16 protein-coding genes, 2 tRNA genes and 3 rRNA genes are annotated in these 24,161 nt (G+C 41.9%); 13 read left to right on the forward strand and 8 right to left on the reverse strand.

The features are described 5' to 3' along the window. The first annotated feature begins 39 nt into the window (after nucleotides 1-39). Complete coding sequence (locus ACDZ29_RS10500; protein WP_289327198.1) at nucleotides 40-201, forward strand: hypothetical protein; 162 nt, start codon at nucleotides 40-42, stop codon at nucleotides 199-201. 157 nt (nucleotides 202-358) lie between these two features. On the opposite strand, the gene rsmG is transcribed toward ACDZ29_RS10500, so the two are convergent. The 7 genes from rsmG to rpmH all read right to left on the reverse strand — a co-directional run bounded on the left by rsmG (nucleotide 359) and on the right by rpmH (nucleotide 6,904). Beyond that, a complete protein-coding gene (gene rsmG, locus ACDZ29_RS10505) occupies nucleotides 359-1,075 on the reverse strand; it encodes a 16S rRNA (guanine(527)-N(7))-methyltransferase RsmG (protein WP_375090810.1) in 717 nt (238 codons plus the stop codon). Nucleotides 1,076-1,105: 30 nt separating this feature from the next. Next, nucleotides 1,106-2,992 carry a tRNA uridine-5-carboxymethylaminomethyl(34) synthesis enzyme MnmG gene (gene mnmG, locus ACDZ29_RS10510; protein WP_289314134.1) on the reverse strand — a complete coding sequence of 629 codons (1,887 nt, stop codon included), beginning with the start codon at nucleotides 2,990-2,992 and terminating at the stop codon, nucleotides 1,106-1,108. A 21-nt stretch (nucleotides 2,993-3,013) separates the two neighbouring features. Next, nucleotides 3,014-4,399, reverse strand: coding sequence for a tRNA uridine-5-carboxymethylaminomethyl(34) synthesis GTPase MnmE (gene mnmE, locus ACDZ29_RS10515; protein WP_370016947.1), 1,386 nt, complete (start codon nucleotides 4,397-4,399; stop codon nucleotides 3,014-3,016). Between the two features lie 347 nt (nucleotides 4,400-4,746). Further along, complete coding sequence (gene jag, locus ACDZ29_RS10520) at nucleotides 4,747-5,367, reverse strand: RNA-binding cell elongation regulator Jag/EloR (RefSeq protein WP_289327201.1); 621 nt, start codon at nucleotides 5,365-5,367, stop codon at nucleotides 4,747-4,749. Next, complete coding sequence (gene spoIIIJ / locus ACDZ29_RS10525) at nucleotides 5,364-6,152, reverse strand: YidC family membrane integrase SpoIIIJ (RefSeq protein ID WP_289327202.1); 789 nt, start codon at nucleotides 6,150-6,152, stop codon at nucleotides 5,364-5,366. Before spoIIIJ ends, jag begins: the two co-directional genes overlap by 4 nt. Nucleotides 6,153-6,332: 180 nt before the next feature. After that, complete coding sequence (gene rnpA, locus ACDZ29_RS10530) at nucleotides 6,333-6,689, reverse strand: ribonuclease P protein component (RefSeq protein WP_370016949.1); 357 nt, start codon at nucleotides 6,687-6,689, stop codon at nucleotides 6,333-6,335. An 80-nt stretch (nucleotides 6,690-6,769) separates the two neighbouring features. Further along, nucleotides 6,770-6,904 (reverse strand): 50S ribosomal protein L34, encoded by a 135-nt coding sequence (rpmH, locus tag ACDZ29_RS10535; protein ID WP_034316183.1) that lies wholly within the window; start codon nucleotides 6,902-6,904, stop codon nucleotides 6,770-6,772. A 953-nt stretch (nucleotides 6,905-7,857) separates the two neighbouring features. Here rpmH and dnaA point away from each other — a divergent pair. The 12 genes from dnaA (at nucleotide 7,858) to rrf (ending at nucleotide 23,042) form a co-directional block, all read left to right on the forward strand. Continuing rightward, nucleotides 7,858-9,207, forward strand: a complete 1,350-nt coding sequence (dnaA, locus tag ACDZ29_RS10540) for a chromosomal replication initiator protein DnaA (RefSeq protein ID WP_289314130.1) — start codon at nucleotides 7,858-7,860, stop codon at nucleotides 9,205-9,207. A 193-nt stretch (nucleotides 9,208-9,400) separates the two neighbouring features. Beyond that, a complete protein-coding gene (dnaN, locus tag ACDZ29_RS10545) occupies nucleotides 9,401-10,537 on the forward strand; it encodes a DNA polymerase III subunit beta (RefSeq protein WP_289323263.1) in 1,137 nt (378 codons plus the stop codon). Nucleotides 10,538-10,757: 220 nt separating this feature from the next. Further along, a complete protein-coding gene (yaaA, locus tag ACDZ29_RS10550) occupies nucleotides 10,758-10,970 on the forward strand; it encodes a S4 domain-containing protein YaaA (protein ID WP_289314128.1) in 213 nt (70 codons plus the stop codon). A 21-nt stretch (nucleotides 10,971-10,991) separates the two neighbouring features. Beyond that, on the forward strand, nucleotides 10,992-12,110 hold the full coding sequence (gene recF, locus ACDZ29_RS10555; RefSeq protein ID WP_375090811.1) for a DNA replication/repair protein RecF: 1,119 nt from the start codon (nucleotides 10,992-10,994) through the stop codon (nucleotides 12,108-12,110). Between the two features lie 12 nt (nucleotides 12,111-12,122). Then, nucleotides 12,123-12,386, forward strand: coding sequence for an extracellular matrix regulator RemB (gene remB, locus ACDZ29_RS10560; protein WP_289314127.1), 264 nt, complete (start codon nucleotides 12,123-12,125; stop codon nucleotides 12,384-12,386). A gap of 77 nt (nucleotides 12,387-12,463) precedes the next feature. Next, the gene (gyrB, locus tag ACDZ29_RS10565; RefSeq protein WP_375091129.1) at nucleotides 12,464-14,389 is read left to right on the forward strand and encodes a DNA topoisomerase (ATP-hydrolyzing) subunit B; all 1,926 of its coding nucleotides are present in this window, start codon (nucleotides 12,464-12,466) and stop codon (nucleotides 14,387-14,389) included. A gap of 97 nt (nucleotides 14,390-14,486) precedes the next feature. Further along, entirely contained in the window at nucleotides 14,487-17,051 is a 2,565-nt protein-coding gene (gene gyrA, locus ACDZ29_RS10570; RefSeq protein ID WP_375090812.1) for a DNA gyrase subunit A, read from the forward strand. A 939-nt stretch (nucleotides 17,052-17,990) separates the two neighbouring features. Then, a 16S ribosomal RNA gene (locus tag ACDZ29_RS10575) occupies nucleotides 17,991-19,541 on the forward strand. A 116-nt stretch (nucleotides 19,542-19,657) separates the two neighbouring features. After that, nucleotides 19,658-19,734 (forward strand) — tRNA-Ile (locus ACDZ29_RS10580). A gap of 16 nt (nucleotides 19,735-19,750) precedes the next feature. After that, nucleotides 19,751-19,826, forward strand: a tRNA-Ala gene (locus tag ACDZ29_RS10585). Between the two features lie 103 nt (nucleotides 19,827-19,929). Beyond that, nucleotides 19,930-22,862: ribosomal RNA gene (locus ACDZ29_RS10590) — 23S ribosomal RNA — on the forward strand. A 64-nt stretch (nucleotides 22,863-22,926) separates the two neighbouring features. Next, nucleotides 22,927-23,042: ribosomal RNA gene (gene rrf, locus ACDZ29_RS10595) — 5S ribosomal RNA — on the forward strand. Together the 16S, 23S and 5S rRNA genes with 2 tRNA genes alongside form the textbook arrangement of a ribosomal RNA operon. A 70-nt stretch (nucleotides 23,043-23,112) precedes the next feature. Here rrf and ACDZ29_RS10600 read toward each other — a convergent pair. Beyond that, nucleotides 23,113-24,087: a YaaC family protein gene (locus ACDZ29_RS10600; RefSeq protein WP_375090813.1), complete on the reverse strand. Its 975-nt coding sequence runs from the start codon at nucleotides 24,085-24,087 to the stop codon at nucleotides 23,113-23,115. Nucleotides 24,088-24,161: the final 74 nt, after the last annotated feature.

The raw sequence follows: 24,161 nt of genomic DNA on the forward strand, positions 1-24,161 counted from the left end.
TCTCTATTTAAAGGACAAGTCCTGCATACATTTCCCGACATGGTTATACATATGGCCCTTCACTGTGAAAAACATGTCGACTGGCGTCATCAAGGCAATAATGAGGAATTGACGGCCAGTTATTATAAATATCGCCGGCTTGCCCAAGATTATTTCCCTGAATCAAAAAGAAAAATCGCCGACTTTCTAGCCCAACTGTAAAATCTGGCACACGTTTGACATTGTACCGAAAAATTGCCTTTTGTTGGCAAATACAATATTGATAATAAGCTCGTACATTTATAGTAAAAGAAAATAGTACCAGCCATATATCCGAATCATTTACGCTTAATATGAAACCATCTCCATATAATAGAGGTTATTCAATAGGCTGCTTATTCGGTGTCCCTGGTTTTCTTGGGTATTTTTTAGGAGTCTTCTTCACTTTTTTTACTGTAATGATGTTTCTTTCACTATTTTCCTCTGGCAATGTGAAAGGATGAATTTCTTCGATTTCTCCGCCTAATGTAAAAATGGCCTTTTTCCCTGTGTCCATTTCATCCTGTGCACTAGCCGCTTTCATGGCAATGAACATCCCGTTTGGCTTAACAAGCGGCAAACATAGTTCACTTAAAACGGACATCCTGGCTACCGCTCTTGCCATGACAATATCATAGGATTCGCGATGCTCCGGTTTTTGGGCGAAGGTTTCCGCCCGGTCATGATAGAAGGAAACTCCCTTTAATTGTAAGGACTCAGCAAGGTGATTCAAAAAAGAGATTCGCTTATTCAAAGAATCCACAATCGATACGTGGATATCAGGGAAACAAATCTTCAATGGAATACTCGGAAATCCGGCTCCAGCCCCAACATCGCAAATTCGATATGACTTGTTAAAGTCGAAATAGAAGGCTGCGCTGATTGAATCATAAAAATGCTTTAGATAAACTTCTTCCTTATTAGTGATGGCTGTTAAGTTCATCTTTTCGTTCCATTCCACCAATAATCGATAATAAGTGTCAAACTGATCAAGCTGGTGAGGAGAAAGCTCGATCCCTTTCTCCTGCAGTGCTTGTTGGAACTGTTCAATATTCATGTTTTCTTCAATCCTTTTCGGGTATTTCCATTACTGAGATACTCTGGCAATTTTACCTTGTTCCAAATAAACAAGCAAAATGGAAACATCAGCGGGATTCACACCGGAAATTCTTGAAGCCTGAGCTACTGATAGCGGGTGGACCTGCTTTAATTTTTGACGTGCTTCCGTTGCTAGACCAGAAATTGCATCATAATCGATATTCTCTGGAATCTTTTTATTCTCCATTTTTTTCAGGCGATCGACTTGCTGTAGAGATTTTTCGATATAACCTTCATACTTGATCTGGATTTCGACCTGTTCCGTCACTTCATCGCTCAGTTCGACATCACTTGGCGCCAACTTCTGAATATGGGAATAATCCATCTCAGGCCGTTTCAATAAATCAGAGGCACGGATTCCATCCTTCAACTCACTGCCGCCACTTGCTGTAATGATTTCTTGTACCTCTTTAGTCGGTTTGATGAAATTTGATTTTAGTCGTTCTTTTTCCATTTCAACCGCTTCTTTTTTCAAAAGGAAACGATTGTAACGTTCTTCTTGGATCATTCCGATATTGAATCCAATTTCCGTTAAGCGCAAATCGGCATTATCATGACGCAACAATAAACGATATTCTGCTCGTGAAGTAAGCAATCGGTATGGTTCATTCGTACCTTTCGTTACAAGGTCATCAATGAGAACACCAATATAGGCATCCGAACGGCTTAAAATCAGTTCTTCTTTACCTATTGCATTCAATCCTGCATTAATACCGGCCATCAATCCTTGTCCTGCTGCTTCCTCGTAGCCGGATGTCCCGTTAATTTGGCCAGCAGTATACAGATTTTTGATTTTTTTCGTTTCCAGTGTGGGCCAAAGCTGCGTAGGAACGATAGCATCATATTCTATTGCATATCCAGCCCGCATCATTTCCGCCTTTTCGAGTCCTGGAATGGTTTGTAGGATTTTCACTTGTACATCTTCAGGCAAACTGGTAGATAAACCTTGCACATAAACTTCCTTTGTATTGCGACCTTCAGGTTCCAGGAAGATTTGATGCCGTGGTTTATCATTAAAACGGACGACTTTATCTTCTATCGAAGGACAATAACGAGGTCCAGTTCCCTTTATCATTCCGGAATACATTGGTGAACGGTGTAGATTATCATCAATGAGCTGATGTGTTCCCTCATTCGTATACGTTAACCAGCAAGGTAATTGATCAGTGATGAACTTTGTGGTTTCATAAGAAAATGCACGTGGCACTTCATCACCAGGCTGAATTTCCGTTTTGCTGTAATCTATGGAAGAACTATTGACACGTGGTGGTGTCCCCGTTTTAAAACGGACCAAATCAAATCCTAACTGCTCTAAATGTTCAGATAGCCTGATGGAAGGCTGTTGATTATTAGGACCGCTTGAATATTTCAGTTCCCCTAATATGATTTCACCGCGTAAATATGTTCCCGTCGTTATTACGACAGTTTTCGCACGATACACCGCACCAGTTTTAGTGATTACACCCGTACAAACGTCATTTTCAACAATTAATTCTTCTACCATTCCCTGAATCAATGTCAAATTTTCTTGGTCTTCTATCGTCTTTTTCATTTCTTGTTGATAGAGAAATTTATCTGCCTGCGCCCGCAACGCTCGAACAGCCGGACCTTTAGCAGTATTCAGCATCCTCATTTGGATATGGGTCTTATCGATATTTTTTCCCATTTCACCGCCTAAAGCGTCAATTTCCCTAACAACTATACCTTTTGCCGGCCCACCAACGGACGGATTGCATGGCATAAAGGCGACCATATCCAAGTTAATGGTGATCATCAACGTTTTAGCTCCGACTCTTGCAGCCGCAAGGCCAGCTTCACTACCAGCATGACCAGCACCAATAACAATGACATCATAGCTACCTGCTTCGTATTGCATATCCTTTTCCTCCTTTTACGCTTATTTTCCTAAACAAAATTGTGAGAACAATTGGTTGATTAAATTATCCTGAACGCTTTCACCAATGATTTCCCCAAGAAGCTCCCATGCTTTCGTGAAATCAATTTGAACCAAATCAACCGGCGTACCCATTTCAATAGCTTCGATTGCGTCTTCGATTGACTGTAATGCCTGTCCTAGCAAAGCTATATGCCTGGCATTGGAAACATAGGTCAGGTCTCCCGTTTCTAAAGATCCCTCAAAAAATAGTGAAGCGATGGCTTCTTCCAATTCATCGACCCCTTTATCCTCAAGTAAAGAAGTGGAAACAACCTTATGGGATGCCGCCTTTTCCTTAACCTTTGCCAAATCGATTTTCTGTGGAAGGTCGGTTTTATTGATGATAACGATAACATCCATTCCATCAACCGCTTGGAATAGTTTTTCATCTTCCGTTGTAAAATCATCGGAATAGTTCAATACAAGTAATATTAGATCCGCCTCTTTTAATACTGCACGGGACCGTTCAACTCCAATTCGTTCAACGATATCTTCCGTTTCGCGTATTCCTGCTGTATCGACAAGTTTAAGCGGTACACCGCGAACATTGACATACTCTTCAATTACATCACGTGTTGTACCTGGGATATCAGTGACAATCGCTTTATTTTCATGAACCAAGCTGTTAAGCAAAGAAGATTTTCCGACATTGGGGCGCCCTATGATAACCGTCGCAAGCCCATCCCGCAAGATTTTCCCTTGTTGGGCCGTGTGAAGCAGTTTCTCTATTTCAGTCTTCACATAACTGCCTTTTTCCAAAAATAAACGATGCGTCATTTCTTCGACATCATCATATTCCGGATAATCTATATTTACCTCGACTTGAGCGAGGGTCTGTAAAATTTCTTGACGTAGGTTTTGGATTAATTTCGAAAGCCGGCCTTCCATTTGACCTAATGCAACATTCATGGCTTTATCCGTTTTAGCACGGATTAAATCCATAACGGCCTCAGCTTGAGAAAGATCGATCCTGCCATTCAAAAAAGCCCGTTTCGTAAATTCACCAGGTTCTGCTAAACGAGCACCTTGTGAGAGAATGAGCTGTAATACCCGATTGACCGAAACTATTCCACCGTGACAATTTATTTCAACTACATCTTCTCTTGTAAATGTCTTTGGACCCTTCATGACCGAAACCATGACTTCCTCTATGATTTCACCTGTTTTAGGCTGGATTAGGTGGCCATAATGAATCGTATGTGATTTCACTTCAAGCAATCCTTTTCCACCTGGTCCTTTAAAGATCCTATCGGCTATTTCTATGGCCTCATCACCGCTGATTCTAACGATGGCGATTGCCCCTTCCCCTAAGGGAGTAGAGATAGCGGTGATTGTATCGAATTCCATGCTTTCACCTCTTATATATTGATGTTTCTATTTTTTTCTGATAATAAAATCGTCGAATCCCTAAATTACTACAATACCACAGTATATTCATGAAAAAAAGTAGATACTCCTTCCTTTCAAGGGTTATCCACATGCAATGAATCCATATTCTGTAACATTCATTTTAACTTATCCACATGTGAATAACAAATATCGCCAGCCTCCCTTTATTCCATTCCCTTTTCTTTATCATGGGAATATAAAAAGAGTTGTCAGTAATTGTTGAATTATCCTTTTATAAAAAGATATTCGACACACATCGATATTATGTCCTAAAAAAAAAGAACCCCTGCTTTAAAGCAGAAGGTTCATTTGAGTGGAGTAATGACCAAATGGCGATATGGTTCCGTCCCACTTGAAGTTGTTTTTATTTTTGGATAATGCAGGAGAGCATTATGGATGACCTTCCGTTCATAGGAAGGCATCGGCTCCAGTGAAACAGCCTTACCTGTTTTCTTGGCTTTAATTGCCATTCTATCAGCCAATTGGATTAAAGTTTCATTGCGGCGATTTCGATAATCTTCTGCATCCACAGTAATATTCAAAAACTGCTTCGAATATCGATTTGCAACCAGCTGCGCTAAATACTGAAGAGAATTTAGTGTTTGACCCCTTTTTCCAATTAATAATGCTATTTTCTCACCTGATAAATGGAATGTTACGTTCTTACCTTTACGGTGGACATCAATTTCTGCATTGACTCCCATTTCCACGCTGACATTCTTCAAAAATTCAAGTGTCTCTTCAATGGGATCGGCAGGCAATGTCACATGGACAATCGCCTTCCTTGCACCAAATAAACCAAAAAATCCTTTTTTGCCTTCATCTTCTATTTCTATCTCCACGCGATCCTTAGTGCTGTTCAGTTGAGCTAAAGCTAAATTTACTGCTTCTTCGACAGATTGTCCTGTAGCAGTTACCTTTTTCACTTTTTCTTTGCCCCTCCCGCGTTTTCCGCAGCTGCTTTTCTAAGATCCGGACCTTTAATGAAATATGTTTGAACGATACCAAAAAGGTTACCTACTACCCAGTAAAGAGAAAGAGCAGCGGGGAAATTAATAGCAAAAACAACAATCATAATTGGCATGATGTAAAGCATCATGGTCATTTGTGCCGCCATTTGTGGATTGGAGTTCATTCCAGCCATGGACATCTTCTGCTGGATAAAAGTCGTAATACCAGCAACCACCGGTAAAACATAAAAAGGATCCGGGGAACCTAAATCAAACCAAAGAAAACTATGTAAAGAAATTTCTTCCGTACGGCTGATGGCATGGTAAAATCCGATCAAAATCGGCATTTGCACCACTATCGGCAAACATCCCGCCAATGGATTCACATTATATTTTGAAAATAAAGCCATTGTTTCTTGCTGTAGTTTTTGTTGTGTGGCAGCATCTTTTGAGCTGTATTTTGCTTGAAGTTCTTTCATCTCAGGCTGAATGGCCTGCATTGCTTTCGAGCTTTTCACCTGTTTGATCATTAGTGGAAGTAATGCTAAGCGAATGATTAATGTAACACCGATGATTCCCAAACCATAATTCTCGCCAAATGCTTCAGAAAGCCAAATGATCAGGGCTGATAATGGATAGACAATGTATGAATTCCAAAAACCTTCACTATCCGCAGTAATAGGTTCTTTAATTTCCGTACACCCTGCTAACAGCATCATTATCGAGGCTAGTCCAATAATGAGTAATATTCGTTTTTTCAACCGTAATTTCCTCCTAACTGCAATCAATCTTTTTTGAAACAATTGTGAACTGTTTATTAGCAGATTTCAAGAATAAGTAATCCACATTTTTCTACAGTTCCAATAGGAATTTTCTATATTATCTTTTCTCAAGTAACTACATGATCCGAGGAATGCTTAGTATTCGATATAAAGGGGACTTTATTGTTTTTTCATTTTAAAGTTTAGTGATTTAGAACGTTTCAGGACGTGGATCAAGCTGCTTTTCACCTGGAAAAAGTCCATCTCCGCCACTGGTTTTCGAGCAATCACAATATAATCCTTACCCTCTTCTATATCTTCTTTCAATTCCAAAAACGCTTGCCGTATGTATCTTTTAATTTGGTTCCTTACAACGGCGTTCCCGATTTTTTTACTGACTGAAAGGCCGATCCGAAAATAATCCTGATCTGGCTTTTCAAGGACATAGACAACAAATTGCCGATTAGCAGAAGATTCACCTTTTTTAAAAACAAGCTGAAATTCATCCTCTTTCTTAATCCTTAACTTTTTTTTCATTTTTACACCTTCATTACATGAATTGAGTCTCAGTAAATCCCTTATTTTGCGAAAAAAGACCACTGAGACTTTTCAGTGGTCTATGCAGATAATACTTTTCTGCCCTTACGGCGACGTGCTGCGATTACTCTACGTCCGTTTTTCGTGCTCATACGTGCACGGAAACCGTGAACTTTACTATGTTTGCGGTTATTCGGTTGATAAGTTCTTTTCATTATATGACACCTCCCTGAGGAATAACAGTTAAAGACAGTCTTTACAATTATATAGATGGAGGTTTCTACTTGTCAACCTCATCCAAAAAAATATTTCTTTTTAGTGCTCAATGTCCAGTAGGTCTTTTTTTACTACCTAGCCTATTGTAAATGATTTTGCTCCGAACTGATATAGAAATTTTTGGGGAGAGGAAAATTTCATCGATTCCTCCACGAATAAATATATGAGATTCCCGAGGTATCTTCAATTGATCGACTAGCATCCGACATAATTTGGATGAACCTAAACCATCTTCTATATGTATCATTCGATTTTTATCAATGTAGGTTTTCCAGCTTGAACAACTTGGTTTATCCAAAAATAAAATTAAATTAATCCAATTCATAATCATGGTCTGTGGATAAAATTCGACATGTTTTTTTCTATCCACAACCCAATTTATAGACTTTTGCACATAACAATAGCCTGTGGAAAAGTTTTTCCCACAAGCTCGGTAAGTTGTGGATAAAGTTTTCTAACCCATTGCAAGACGCCTGAATTTCTGATATTATATTTGTGTTTTCACTCTGAATAACTTTATCAACAGGTAACGGTTATCCACAGACTGTGTATAACATGTGGATAGCTTATTCGACCTGTGTATATTAATTTGTCCACAGATGGTGGATATTGTCGAAAACCCTTTTTTCTTCTTTATTATATATTTCTCAAAATACCTGTTGATGAATAAACATCCAAATCTACACCGGCTTACCAGATGTAGTCTGTACAAAGGTTGTACAGCGCAAGATATAGTTTTAGGGACTTCACATTACACTACACAAAAATCCCTTATACAGCTCACCGAACCTTTGCTGTCAAAATTTATATAAAGACGGCAATCGATGAGTTTATTTGTGCCTATACATTTTAGAAACTATTATTAAAAATATTTTGCAAAGGAGGGATAAGTTTGGATAATATCGATAGCCTCTGGAACCAGGCGCTCGGAAAAATCGAAAAAAAAATCAGTAAACCAAGCTTTGAAACTTGGCTTAAATCCACCAAGGCCTATTTACTGCAAGGTGATACATTAACAGTCACCGCTCCCAATGAATTTGCCAGGGATTGGCTTGAAGAACGCTATTCCCATCTTATTTCTGATGTATTGTTTGAGCTTACAGGTGAGGAATTGGAAGCAAAATTCATCATTCCCCCCAATCAAGAAGATGATGATTTTACCGTTCCTGTTCAGCCTAAAAAGATTAAGAAACGGGATAAAGAGCATGCTGCATTTCCACAGCATATGCTGAATGCGAAAAATACCTTCGATACATTTGTCATCGGCTCCGGCAATCGGTTTGCCCATGCCGCGTCTCTCGCTGTCGCAGAAGCTCCAGCCAAAGCTTATAATCCCTTATTTATATACGGAGGCGTAGGCCTTGGGAAAACTCATTTAATGCATGCAATCGGGCATTATGTTCTTGAGCATAATCCAAATGCAAAGGTCGTTTATTTATCGTCTGAAAAATTCACGAATGAATTCATAAACTCCATCCGGGATAATAAAGCTGGGGAATTTCGAGATAGATACCGGAGTGTAGATGTTTTATTAATTGATGATATTCAATTTCTTGCGGGAAAAGAACAAACCCAAGAAGAGTTTTTCCATACATTCAATGCGTTGCATGAAGAAAGCAAACAGATCGTCATTTCCAGTGACCGTCCACCAAAAGAGATCCCTACACTTGAGGATCGCCTCCGTTCCAGGTTTGAGTGGGGTTTGATCACGGATATCACACCTCCTGATCTAGAAACGCGGATTGCCATTTTGCGTAAAAAGGCAAAAGCTGAGGGTCTTGATATCCCGAATGAAGTCATGCTCTATATTGCCAACCAAATCGATTCCAATATTCGTGAGCTTGAGGGTGCACTTATTCGTGTCGTCGCTTATTCTTCATTAATTAATAAAGATATAAATGCCGATTTGGCAGCTGAAGCATTAAAAGACATCATCCCAAGCTCAAAGCCTAAAATAATCACCATCTTAGAAATCCAGAAGACGGTTGGTGAACATTATAGTGTCAAACTTGAGGATTTCAAGGCGAAAAAACGGACTAAATCCGTAGCCTTTCCAAGACAGATTGCCATGTATCTTTCCAGGGAATTAACAGACTCATCCCTGCCTAAGATAGGAGATGAATTTGGAGGTCGCGATCATACGACCGTTATCCATGCGCATGAAAAGATTTCTAAACTCATGCAAACGGATACCCAGCTTCAACGCCAGGTTAAAGAAATACAGGACCAGCTGAGGGTATAATCGATTCTGGATATTGTGTATAACTGACGACTACTTACACACAGTCTGTCCACAAGTGGATAGACTGTTTTTCCTTAGGTTAAGTGGACTTATCCACATATCAACAGGCCCTACTACTATTACTACTATCTTTTTTAATAAAAATTATTAATAAATATGCCTATTCGGCAATAAAAAAATTGGAGGATGAAACATGAGATTTATAATCCAAAGAGATCGATTAGTTCATAGTGTCCAAGAAGTAATGAAAGCAGTCACATCAAGGACGACGATTCCGATTCTGACGGGAATAAAAATAAGCGTTACTAGTGAGGGCGTCACTCTAACAGGAAGTGACTCAGATATCTCCATCCAATCATTCATCCCAGCTGAAGTTGACGGAGATGAGATTGTTGAAGTTAAAAGTAGCGGCGGTATTGTACTGAATGCCCGTTTTTTCAGTGAAATTGTCAAAAAGCTACCGATGGATACTGTAGAAATTGAAGTGGAAAACAACTTTCAAACGATTATCCGCTCAGGTAAAGCTGAATTTAATCTAAATGGACTAGATCCTGAGGAATATCCACATCTTCCGATCATTGAAGAAGAAAATATTTTCAAACTTCCAACGGATCTTTTAAAGACCCTTATTCGCCAAACGGGTTTTGCAGTGTCCACGTCAGAAACACGTCCCATCTTGACAGGTGTAAACTTGAAGGTTCAAGATGACGAATTGACCTGTATTGCAACAGATAGTCATAGGCTGGCCATGAGAACAGCCAAAATAGAAAATAAAATTACAGGGACTTATAGCGTTGTAATCCCAGGTAAAAGTCTGAATGAGTTGAGTAAAATCCTTGATGATACAAACGAACTCATTGAGATCGTCATTACCGACAATCAAGTACTTTTCAAAGCTGAAAATTTATTATTTTTCTCAAGACTTCTTGAAGGGAATTATCCTGATACATCACGCTTGATTCCATCAGATAGTAAAACGGATGTAACTGTTCATACTAAAGATTTTCTCCAAGCTATCGATAGGGCTTCTTTATTGGCGAGAGAAGGAAGAAATAATGTCGTCAAATTGACAACCCTGGAAGGCCGTATAATCGAAGTCTCTTCCAATACCCCTGAAATTGGTAAAGTAATTGAAGAGGTTCAGGCAGAAGCCATTGAAGGTGAAGATTTGAAAATCTCATTCAGTGCCAAATTTGTAATGGATGCTTTAAAGGCATTGGAAGGTTCCGATATAAAAATTAATTTCACCGGTGCAATGCGACCGTTTGTCATTCGTCCACTACATGATGATTCCATGCTGCAATTAATTCTGCCGGTAAGGACTTATTAAGCAAAAATAATATTTCAAAAAAATTAAAGGCTTGTTTAGCAGGCCTTTAATTTTTTTATTTTTAACATAGGTTCCCAAAGGGTTTTTAGGATTTTTTAAATTCCGTACGGAACTCAGAACCGCTAAAAACAAGAGCTGAAAAAGCTATACTTTGTCTTAATGGGATTAATTTAGTAAAATGAAGTATTAAAAGACTACTTGGAAATGAGTGAAGCATGAAATGGACTCCATAAAAATCAGCACAGAATATATTACACTAGGACAATTCTTGAAATTGGCCGATTTAATCCAAAGCGGCGGAATGTCAAAATGGTTCTTAAGTGAATACGAAGTTTACATTAATGGCGAATTAGACGTGAGAAGAGGCAGAAAATTAAGATCAGGTGATAAAATAGAAATTCCTGGATTTGGCACCTACACAATTACAAGCTAAAACATAAGGGAAGAGCGGAATATGTATATTGAAAATATAAGTTTGAGAAATTACCGCAACTATACCGAACTGAATCTGACTTTTGAAAATAAAGTCAACGTAATCCTCGGCGAAAATGCTCAAGGGAAAACAAATGTCATGGAATCCATTTTCGTTTTAGCAATGGCAAAATCTCATCGTACCTCAAATGATAAAGAACTTATTCGCTGGGATGAAGAGTATGCTAAAATAGAAGGAAGAGTTAGAAAGAGAAATACCTCAATACCACTTGAGCTGACCATTTCAAAAAAAGGGAAAAAGGCGAAGTGCAACCATATTGAACAAAGAAAGTTGAGTCAATATGTCGGAAATATGAATGTGGTCATGTTTGCGCCTGAGGATCTTAACCTTGTAAAGGGGAGTCCTTTAGTCAGACGCCGTTTTATAGATATGGAAATTGGCCAGGTTTCTCCCGTATACCTTCATGATATGAGCCAATATCATAAAATACTTCAACAAAGAAATCATTACTTAAAGCTTCTGCAGACCCGGAAACAAACGGATACGACGATGCTTGACGTGCTAACTGACCAATTTATTCAGTATGCAGCGAAAATTGTCGAAAGAAGGTACCAGTTTCTTTTAAAGCTCCAGCAATGGGCAGAGCCGATTCACTCGGGGATCTCCAGAAATCTAGAAGTATTGAAAATCCAATATAAACCGTCGCTTGATGTATCAGAATCTATGGATTTGACGAAAATGATAGAAGTATACACAGAAAAATTTGATAAAATAAAAACAAGGGAAATTGAGCGGGGTGTAACACTGGTAGGTCCTCATCGTGACGACCTGGTTTTTTTTGTGAATGACCGTGATGTCCAGACATATGGTTCACAAGGACAACAACGTACAACTGCCCTGTCATTGAAACTTGCCGAAATTGAGCTGATCCATGAAGAAATCGGCGAGTATCCCATTTTATTATTGGATGATGTGTTATCGGAACTCGACGATTTCCGTCAATCCCATTTACTGAATACGATACAAGGGAAAGTGCAAACATTTGTGACGACACCCTCCGTTGATGGAATCGATCATCAAACCCTAAGAGAAGCGTCCACCTTTTATGTTAGTCAAGGAAGTATAAAAAAGGTTAAATGATGAGGTGAATGAATGTATCTCCATATTGGTGAAGACATTCTTGTGAAAACGGACGATGTCATAGCCATTTTAGATAAGAAGCTGCTCCAGGCTTCTCCAATCATGAGTGAATTTCTGGAGAAAAAGTCTGATGTAACTTACCATTTAGCAAAAAACTCGGTTAAATCGATTGTGGTAACGGATAAACAGGTCTATTATTCACCGCTTGCATCGTCCACTTTAAAAAAGCGTTCAATGCAGCCATCGTTCTTAATCGATGATATAGATATTCTTTGAATTGTAGCCATAACGTAATAATTACTCCTGAAAAATTGATAAATGCCAAAAGAAAAGTGTAGGTGATACGTATGACAATGGAACAAAAAGAAGTACAAGCTCAGGCATACGATGAGAATCAGATACAGGTTTTAGAAGGCTTAGAAGCAGTTCGTAAACGTCCGGGGATGTATATCGGTACTACCTCTGCAAAAGGACTTCACCATCTTGTTTGGGAAATTGTCGATAATAGTATCGATGAGGCACTAGCTGGTTTCTGTACTGAAATCAAAGTGACGATCGAAGAAGACAATAGCATAACAGTAGTCGATAATGGTCGGGGTATTCCAGTAGGTATCCATGAAAAAATGGGACGGCCAGCTGTAGAAGTAATCATGACGGTCCTTCATGCGGGCGGTAAATTTGGCGGCGGAGGTTACAAGGTCTCCGGTGGTCTGCATGGTGTGGGAGCTTCAGTAGTAAATGCTTTATCCACGGTATTGGAAGTTTATGTTCATCGTGAAGGTAAAATCCATTATCAGCAATTCAACCGTGGGGTTCCTAAAGAAGATTTGAAAGTTATCGGGGAAACCGATCATACAGGTACGACTGTACACTTCATTCCTGATGGTCAAATTTTCACGGAATCCTTGGAATATGATTTTGATACATTAGCCACACGTATCCGTGAGCTTGCGTTCCTGAATAAAGGCTTGAAACTGATCATTGAAGATAAACGTGAAGAGGAAGAGAAAATCAGGGAATACCACTATGAGGGCGGCATCAAATCTTATGTGGAGCATTTGAACCGTTCAAAAGAGGTCCTTCATGAGGAACCGATTTTCATGGAAGGCGAGAGAGATGGAATCTCTGTTGAATTAGCATTGCAATATAATGACAGCTATATCAGTAATGTCTTTTCTTTTGCTAATAATATCCATACCTATGAAGGCGGTACACATGAATCAGGATTCAAGACTGCTTTGACCCGTGTCATTAATGATTATGCACGGAAAAATAGTCTTTTAAAAGAAGCCGATTCCAATTTCTCCGGTGAAGATGTCCGGGAAGGTCTAACGGCAATCATTTCGATTAAGCATCCTGAACCACAATTTGAAGGTCAGACGAAAACTAAACTGGGAAACTCTGAAGTAAGGACGGTTACTGATTCCATCCTTTCGGAACGGCTTGATTCTTTCTTATACGAAAATCCTGCAGTGGCCAGAAAAATTATAGATAAAGGGCTTATGGCAGCAAGAGCCCGTATGGCAGCCAAGAAAGCCCGTGAATTGACACGAAGGAAAAGTGCTTTGGAAGTATCCAATCTACCGGGGAAATTGGCAGATTGTTCATCTAAGGATCCGGCTATCAGCGAATTGTACATCGTTGAAGGAAACTCGGCGGGAGGCTCTGCTAAACAAGGAAGGGACCGCCATTTCCAAGCCATTTTGCCGCTAAGAGGTAAAATCCTGAATGTTGAAAAAGCACGATTGGATAGAATCCTGCACAATGAAGAAATAGGTACGATCATCACAGCACTTGGAACAGGCATTGGTGATGAATTCAATATTGAAAAGGCTAGATACCATAAAATTGTTATCATGACCGATGCGGATGTGGATGGTGCCCATATCAGAACGCTGATGTTGACATTCTTCTACCGTTATATGAGAAAAATTATCGAGTATGGATATATATATATTGCTCAGCCGCCACTTTTCAAAATTCAGCAAGGGAAAAAAGTGGATTATGCCTATAATGATCGGCAGCTTGAAGAAATCTTGGCTAGTATGCCAAGTACTCCAAAGCCTAACCTGCAGCGTTATAAAGGGCTGGGGGAAATGAATCCAGAGCAATTGTGGGAAACGACAATGAACCCAGATACAAGAACTCTACTTCAAGTCAGTTTGAAAGATGCTGCCGAGGCAGATGAGACTTTCGAGATGTTGATGGGCGACAAGGTGGAACCGCGACGTAACTTCATTGAAGAAAATGCAATTTATGTAAAAAATCTCGATATCTGATTTTTTGACAGGATGCTTTTTACATCCTGTTCTTTACATAGTACACGTACAGTAAAAACTAAATGAGAGTATAAGCTTTTTATAGGAGGTTGGCTCCATGTCAGAAAATGAAAGATCAGGTGTAAAAGAAATAAATATAAGTACCGAGATGCGGACATCATTTTTGGATTACGCGATGAGCGTAATTGTGTCTCGGGCTTTGCCTGATGTAAGGGACGGTTTAAAACCGGTACACCGAAGAATTCTTTATGCAATGAATGATCTTGGAATGACTTCGGATAAACCATTTAAAAAATCAGCCCGTATTGTAGGGGAAGTAATCGGTAAATATCACCCGCATGGTGATTCTGCCGTATATGAAACGATGGTACGGATGGCGCAGCCTTTTAACTATCGTTATATGCTTGTCGATGGTCACGGGAATTTCGGTTCGGTCGATGGAGACCAAGCTGCCGCAATGAGGTATACAGAAGCAAGGATGTCGAAGATCTCGATGGAGTTACTTCGCGATTTAAATAAAGATACGGTTAATTTCCAGGATAACTACGATGGTTCAGAAAGAGAACCAGCCGTTATGCCAGCCCGTTTCCCGAACTTGTTAGTGAATGGTTCATCAGGTATAGCAGTAGGGATGGCAACCAATATTCCACCCCATCAATTAGGTGAGGTAATTGACGGCGTATTGGCTTTAAGCAAGAATCCTGAAATTACAATTCCAGAGTTGATGGAATATATCCCTGGTCCGGATTTCCCGACAGCCGGTTTAATTTTAGGACGAAGCGGAATCAGGAAGGCCTATGAAACTGGAAAAGGGTCAATCATTCAACGGGCGAGAGTCGAGATTGAAGAAAAACCCAATGGAAAACAGGTAATCCTTGTTAAAGAAATCCCTTATCAAGTGAATAAAGCAAGATTGATTGAAAAAATTGCAGAACTTGCTCGAGATAAGAAAATCGAAGGCATTACCGATTTACGGGATGAATCGGATCGTAATGGCATGCGTATCGTAATGGAACTTCGCAAGGATGTTAATGCAAATGTCCTTTTAAACAACCTGTATAAGCATACTGCAATGCAGACAACCTTCGGAATCAATCTACTTGCTTTGGTGGACGGTCAGCCTAAAGTGCTGAATTTAAAACAATGCCTACACTATTACTTAGAGCATCAGCAGGTAGTCATACGGCGCAGGACTGAATTTGAATTACGGAAAGCGGAAGCCCGTGCTCATATTTTGGAAGGTTTGCGCATTGCACTTGATAATTTGGATGCGGTCATTTCATTAATCCGTGGTTCCCAAACGACGGAAATTGCCCGTGAAGGCTTAATGACACAATTTTCGCTTTCCGAGAAACAGGCGCAAGCTATCCTGGATATGCGTTTACAACGTTTGACAGGTCTGGAACGTGAAAAAATAGAAGATGAGTATCAGGCTTTAATGGCTATAATTGCAGAATATAAAGCCATTCTTGCTGATGAGGAAAAGGTTCTTGAAATTATTCGTGAAGAGCTTCTTGAAATTAAAGAACGTTTTGATGATAAACGGAGAACTGAAATCACATTGGCCGGCTTTGAAAGCCTTGAAGATGAGGATTTAATTCCAGAGGAAAATATAATCGTGACACTGACGCATAACGGTTATATTAAACGCTTGCCTGCAACCACGTACCGCAGTCAAAAACGCGGAGGGCGCGGGATACAGGGTATGGGAACGAATACAGATGACTTTGTCGGTCACTTGTTAACCACTTCGACTCATGACACTCTATTATTCTTCACTAACAAAGGTAAGGTCTATCGTTCCAAAGGATATGAAATACCTGAATATGGTAGGACGGCAAAAGGGTTGCCGCTTATCAACTTGTTGGAAGTCGATAAAGGTGAGTGGGTCAATGCAATCATACCTGTGAAGGAATTTGCTGACGATTGGTATTTATTCTTCACGACCAGACATGGGATATCGAAGCGTACACCTTTGTCTTCGTTTGCAAATATCCGTAATAACGGTTTAATTGCCCTAGGTTTACGTGAAGATGATGAATTGATTTCTGTCCGTCTTACGAATGGAGAGAAGCAAATCATAATTGGAACGAAAGCCGGGATGATGATTCGTTTCCCTGAGACGGATGTACGGACAATGGGACGTACTGCAGCGGGAGTGAAAGGGATTTCCTTAAGGGCCAATGATGAAGTGGTCGGCATGGAAATTCTTGAAGATGATGAAGAAGTCCTTATCGTTACGAAAAACGGCTATGGAAAACGGACCTCTGCGGAAGAGTACCGTATTCAAAGCCGTGGAGGCAAAGGGATAAAAACATGTAATGTCACTGAGAAAAATGGTGAACTTATAGCTGTGAAAACAGTAACGGGTGTAGATGAGGATTTGATGCTGATTACAGCAGCTGGTGTATTGATCCGAATGGAAGTCGAAGGCATTTCTAAAACGGGCCGTAACACACAGGGTGTTAAGCTCATCCGACTCGAATCCGCAGATAATGAATATGTTTCTACGGTAGCCATCGTTGGAAGAGAAGAAGAAGAAGAAATAGAGATGGATACAGAACAGGGTCCAACAATAGATACCGATTCTGATTCTGATTCTGATTCGGAACCTACTGTAATCGAAGAAAATGAAGTAACTGAAAAAGATACGGAAGAATAATTCTTCCATAAAAAAAGACCCAGGCAATTATGCTGGGTCTTTTTTTGGTATTAGATGATTTTACAAAAAATATACTACAGTGTTTGGGTGTGGGTAAAAATTCTTATGATTTCAAGTATATTAAAGATTGTAATGCTAATAAATATGGATTTGTATCTTGAGTTAGTACAAACATATAAACGAGAATTTAAAAATTGGCAAGCAGGCAGTAAAGTCGATGTGGCCATGATTTGTTTAATCCTGGTTCCTTTAATGGACAAAGCTTTAGAGGAACCAGGAAACATTTTGATGCTGCACCACTATTGCAGAAGACTATGTATACCATCATGCCATTTCAATTGGATTGATAGGGGGGATATATTGCTATTAAATGAAATGCAATAGGGCGGATGTCTAACAGGCCACAATTGGCGGGTGTTTGGCAGACTGCGGGATGGCAACAGGATTCGCTAACTTTTCCATGGGAAACAAGGTCAAACTGAACTTGGATTCATCGCTGAAATCATTTTTATTGATGCCAGCTCGCAAACAAGACCGATCATCAAGGTGAAAGATAGTGATCAAATAATCAATTTAGGGTTTAATCGTGAATGATATATAGAAGAAATACTATAATGCTAAAGAAAAAGTTTACTCCTAAAAAGATAAGCTTTTTCTTGCTATTAGGTGGACAACCAAATTCATTGTTATCTATGGATTCATGTATTTTATTTATTTTAAAATAACTCTTGCTTTTATTTCTGATACTAGATATAATAACTAAGTCGACAGCGAAAGAATAAAGTTGTTGACAAAAAATAATATAGTTGATATATTATTAAAGTCGTTTCTAAACGAACGATACAAATTGCTCTTTGAAAACTGAACAAAACAAAGCGCCAACGTTAAATTTTAAGTGAGCACACACTATCAAAAAAGCAAATGAGCAAGTCAAACATTTCTTCGGAGAGTTTGATCCTGGCTCAGGACGAACGCTGGCGGCGTGCCTAATACATGCAAGTCGAGCGAATCGATGGGAGCTTGCTCCCTGAGATTAGCGGCGGACGGGTGAGTAACACGTGGGCAACCTGCCTATAAGACTGGGATAACTTCGGGAAACCGGAGCTAATACCGGATACGTTCTTTTCTCGCATGAGAGAAGATGGAAAGACGGTTTCGGCTGTCACTTATAGATGGGCCCGCGGCGCATTAGCTAGTTGGTGAGGTAATGGCTCACCAAGGCGACGATGCGTAGCCGACCTGAGAGGGTGATCGGCCACACTGGGACTGAGACACGGCCCAGACTCCTACGGGAGGCAGCAGTAGGGAATCTTCCGCAATGGACGAAAGTCTGACGGAGCAACGCCGCGTGAACGAAGAAGGCCTTCGGGTCGTAAAGTTCTGTTGTTAGGGAAGAACAAGTACCAGAGTAACTGCTGGTACCTTGACGGTACCTAACCAGAAAGCCACGGCTAACTACGTGCCAGCAGCCGCGGTAATACGTAGGTGGCAAGCGTTGTCCGGAATTATTGGGCGTAAAGCGCGCGCAGGTGGTTCTTTAAGTCTGATGTGAAAGCCCACGGCTCAACCGTGGAGGGTCATTGGAAACTGGGGAACTTGAGTGCAGAAGAGGAAAGTGGAATTCCAAGTGTAGCGGTGAAATGCGTAGAGATTTGGAGGAACACCAGTGGCGAAGGCGACTTTCTGGTCTGTAACTGACACTGAGGCGCGAAAGCGTGGGGAGCAAACAGGATTAGATACCCTGGTAGTCCACGCCGTAAACGATGAGTGCTAAGTGTTAGAGGGTTTCCGCCCTTTAGTGCTGCAGCTAACGCATTAAGCACTCCGCCTGGGGAGTACGGCCGCAAGGCTGAAACTCAAAGGAATTGACGGGGGCCCGCACAAGCGGTGGAGCATGTGGTTTAATTCGAAGCAACGCGAAGAACCTTACCAGGTCTTGACATCCTCTGACAACCCTAGAGATAGGGCTTTCCCCTTCGGGGGACAGAGTGACAGGTGGTGCATGGTTGTCGTCAGCTCGTGTCGTGAGATGTTGGGTTAAGTCCCGCAACGAGCGCAACCCTTGATCTTAGTTGCCAGCATTCAGTTGGGCACTCTAAGGTGACTGCCGGTGACAAACCGGAGGAAGGTGGGGATGACGTCAAATCATCATGCCCCTTATGACCTGGGCTACACACGTGCTACAATGGATGGTACAAAGGGCTGCAAACCTGCGAAGGTAAGCGAATCCCATAAAGCCATTCTCAGTTCGGATTGTAGGCTGCAACTCGCCTACATGAAGCCGGAATCGCTAGTAATCGCGGATCAGCATGCCGCGGTGAATACGTTCCCGGGCCTTGTACACACCGCCCGTCACACCACGAGAGTTTGTAACACCCGAAGTCGGTGAGGTAACCTTTATGGAGCCAGCCGCCTAAGGTGGGACAGATGATTGGGGTGAAGTCGTAACAAGGTAGCCGTATCGGAAGGTGCGGCTGGATCACCTCCTTTCTAAGGATAATTACGAGAGCGCTTTTGTTTTGTTCAGTTTTGAATGAGTGATTCATTCAATTTAATAGTAATCCCGCGATAAGCTTGGGAAGCAGAAGCTTATTATTTATGTGAATGGGCCTATAGCTCAGCTGGTTAGAGCGCACGCCTGATAAGCGTGAGGTCGATGGTTCGAGTCCATTTAGGCCCACCATTCCATTTCCCAAAACGGGGCCTTAGCTCAGCTGGGAGAGCGCCTGCCTTGCACGCAGGAGGTCAGCGGTTCGATCCCGCTAGGCTCCACCAATGAATCAATCACGTTGTGATTGGGACAACTTGTTCCTTGAAAACTAGATAATAGATAGAAGGCAATTAATTTTTTTCAAAGCATCTGTAAGATCTTTTTAACGGTTAAGTTAGAAAGGGCGCACGGTGGATGCCTTGGCACTAGGAGCCGATGAAGGACGGGACTAACACCGATATGCTTCGGGGAGCTGTAAGTAAGCTTTGATCCGGAGATTTCCGAATGGGGAAACCCACTGTTCGTAATGGAACAGTATCTTTACCTGAATACATAGGGTACTGAAGGCAGACCCGGGGAACTGAAACATCTAAGTACCCGGAGGAAGAGAAAGCAAATGCGATTTCCTGAGTAGCGGCGAGCGAAACGGAATTAGCCCAAACCAAGAGGCTTGCCTCTTGGGGTTGTAGGACACTCAACATGGAGTTACAAAGGAACGGGGTAAATGAAGTGACCTGGAAAGGTCCGTCAAAGAAGGTAAAAACCCTGTAGTTGAAACTTCGTTCCCTCCTGAGTGGATCCTGAGTACGGCGGGACACGAGAAATCCCGTCGGAAGCAGGGAGGACCATCTCCCAAGGCTAAATACTCCCTAGTGACCGATAGTGAACCAGTACCGTGAGGGAAAGGTGAAAAGCACCCCGGAAGGGGAGTGAAATAGATCCTGAAACCGTGTGCCTACAAGTAGTCAAAGCCCGTTAATGGGTAATGGCGTGCCTTTTGTAGAATGAACCGGCGAGTTACGATTTCATGCGAGGTTAAGTTGATAAGACGGAGCCGCAGCGAAAGCGAGTCTGAATAGGGCGAATGAGTATGAGGTCGTAGACCCGAAACCAGGTGATCTACCCATGTCCAGGGTGAAGTTCAGGTAACACTGAATGGAGGCCCGAACCCACGCACGTTGAAAAGTGCGGGGATGAGGTGTGGGTAGCGGAGAAATTCCAATCGAACCTGGAGATAGCTGGTTCTCTCCGAAATAGCTTTAGGGCTAGCCTCAAGATGAGAGTATTGGAGGTAGAGCACTGATTGGACTAGGGGCCCCCAACGGGTTACCGAATTCAGTCAAACTCCGAATGCCAAATACTTATTCTTGGGAGTCAGACTGCGAGTGATAAGATCCGTAGTCGAAAGGGAAACAGCCCAGACCACCAGCTAAGGTCCCAAAGTATACGTTAAGTGGAAAAGGATGTGGAGTTGCTTAGACAACCAGGATGTTGGCTCAGAAGCAGCCACCATTTAAAGAGTGCGTAATAGCTCACTGGTCGAGTGACTCCGCGCCGAAAATGTACCGGGGCTAAACGTATCACCGAAGCTGTGGATTGACACCATTAGGTGTCGATGGTAGGAGAGCGTTCTAAGGGCGTTGAAGTCAGACCGGAAGGACTGGTGGAGCGCTTAGAAGTGAGAATGCCGGTATGAGTAGCGAAAGAAGGGTGAGAATCCCTTCCACCGAATGCCTAAGGTTTCCTGAGGAAGGCTCGTCCGCTCAGGGTTAGTCGGGACCTAAGCCGAGGCCGAAAGGCGTAGGCGATGGACAACAGGTTGATATTCCTGTACCACCTATACATCGTTTGAACGATGGGGGGACGCAGAAGGATAGGGTAAGCGCGCTGTTGGATATGCGCGTCCAAGCAGTTAGGCCGGAAACGAGGCAAATCCCGTTTCCATTAAGGCGGAGCTGTGATGGCGAGGGAAATATAGTACCGAAGTTCCTGATTCCACGCTGCCAAGAAAAGCCTCTAGTGAGATGTAAGGTGCCCGTACCGCAAACCGACACAGGTAGGCGAGGAGAGAATCCTAAGGTGTGCGAGAGAACTCTCGTTAAGGAACTCGGCAAAATGACCCCGTAACTTCGGGAGAAGGGGTGCTTTTTAGGGTGAATAGCCCGGAAAAGCCGCAGTGAATAGGCCCAGGCGACTGTTTAGCAAAAACACAGGTCTCTGCGAAGCCGCAAGGCGAAGTATAGGGGCTGACACCTGCCCGGTGCTGGAAGGTTAAGGGGAGAGGTTAGCGCAAGCGAAGCTTTGAACCGAAGCCCCAGTAAACGGCGGCCGTAACTATAACGGTCCTAAGGTAGCGAAATTCCTTGTCGGGTAAGTTCCGACCCGCACGAAAGGTGTAACGATCTGGGCACTGTCTCAACGAGAGACTCGGTGAAATTATAGTACCTGTGAAGATGCAGGTTACCCGCGACAGGACGGAAAGACCCCGTGGAGCTTTACTGCAGCCTGATATTGAATTTTGGTACAGCTTGTACAGGATAGGTAGGAGCCTGAGAAGCCGGAGCGCTAGCTTCGGTGGAGGCGTTGGTGGGATACTACCCTGGCTGTATTGAAATTCTAACCCGCGCCCCTTATCGGGGTGGGAGACAGTGTCAGGTGGGCAGTTTGACTGGGGCGGTCGCCTCCTAAAGAGTAACGGAGGCGCCCAAAGGTTCCCTCAGAATGGTTGGAAATCATTCGTAGAGTGTAAAGGCACAAGGGAGCTTGACTGCGAGACCTACAAGTCGAGCAGGGACGAAAGTCGGGCTTAGTGATCCGGTGGTTCCGCATGGAAGGGCCATCGCTCAACGGATAAAAGCTACCCCGGGGATAACAGGCTTATCTCCCCCAAGAGTCCACATCGACGGGGAGGTTTGGCACCTCGATGTCGGCTCATCGCATCCTGGGGCTGTAGTCGGTCCCAAGGGTTGGGCTGTTCGCCCATTAAAGCGGTACGCGAGCTGGGTTCAGAACGTCGTGAGACAGTTCGGTCCCTATCCGTCGCGGGCGCAGGAAATTTGAGAGGAGCTGTCCTTAGTACGAGAGGACCGGGATGGACGCACCGCTGGTGTACCAGTTGTCTTGCCAAAGGCATAGCTGGGTAGCTACGTGCGGACGGGATAAGTGCTGAAAGCATCTAAGCATGAAGCCCCCCTCAAGATGAGATTTCCCATGGCGCAAGCTAGTAAGATCCCTGAAAGATGATCAGGTTGATAGGTCAGAGGTGGAAGCGTGGCGACATGTGGAGCTGACTGATACTAATAGATCGAGGACTTAACCAACGCTTTTTAAAAAATGAAATACCTTCTTATTATCTAGTTTTGAAGGAACAACGTTCCTGATATGTTTGGTGACGATAGCGAAGAGGTCACACCCGTTCCCATTCCGAACACGGCAGTTAAGCTCTTCAGCGCCGATGGTAGTTGGGGGTTTCCCCCTGTGAGAGTAGGACGCCGCCAAGCCATTTCTAAGATCAGCCATCTGGCTGGTCTTTTTTCGTCGTTTCGGGATAGATCATTTCAACATTGATAGTTAAAAGGATGAAAAGTTTAACCTTTCTGTCTTAATCCATTCAAATATTAAGAATGGCACCTTAGCTTGGCTTATTTTAAGGAATTGCACAATGCAAGGGTAATCATCATTAGGCATAGTTTTCATCAGCTCTGCCCACCATTCTGTTTCATAACGGGCTATTATACTAAGGTTATAAGAAATCAAATAATGTATTAAAAGTTCAGGTAATGAAAAAGCCGACGAATCTTTATTGAGTGATAGCATGAACTGTCCTTCTGCCAAATTATACCGTATTGGAGAGGTAGCATTATGAATAGGAACGTTATCTGTTATTAAATGCAGTGTCCCAGGAGATTCTGAAATACTGTAAACTTGATTCGTTTTGGATTTTAAAAATTCTTCCAATCGACTGCTGGACATTTGATAGCTATCCAATACTGATGAGGGTAATTGAAAGCCGTTTGAAGAGGGTAACAGGGCGACGAAATTTTTCTTGGAAATAGACAATGTAAAATTTTGCATATCTGGTATTTCCTTCAATAACGTACCCATGGAAAATTTTTCGCCCTCCAGATGCTTGATATGGAATAACTTCTCGGCAATGCAGGTGAAAAGTCCATTCTTTTGCGTTTTCACTTCGTCCTTTAAAAATTCGTATTGTTGTTTTTTCCTTTTTCTCGTAGTTACCCCATGGGCAAGTAACGATGTTGATTCCGGATAGTTGGGATCAATCGTGAGCAGACAGGCCTTCAACAATTGGGCGAATCCATAAAATGTTAGGATTGGTTGTATGGAAAGTGGAGCGATGGCAGCCTGATTATAATAAGTTTTAGCATGTTCAAGATGGTATATAAATGGATAACAATTTTCGTAACTTTTTATTTCCGCTTCTGCAATTTTTTCATGCGTGTAACATTTTTGTAAAAAAAGTTGTGAGGCAGATGCGGAAAAAAAAGGTGTATATTTATCGAAATTATCATTGTTTTCAGGCATTGCAGCCTCTCCTTCGAATTGATAGAATAATCAAACATTTATTTCCCTTCTTGACAGTAGTATGTCCTATTGAT

The organism is Peribacillus sp. RS7 (assembly GCF_041956845.1).
GTDB lineage: Bacteria > Bacillota > Bacilli > Bacillales > DSM-1321 > Peribacillus.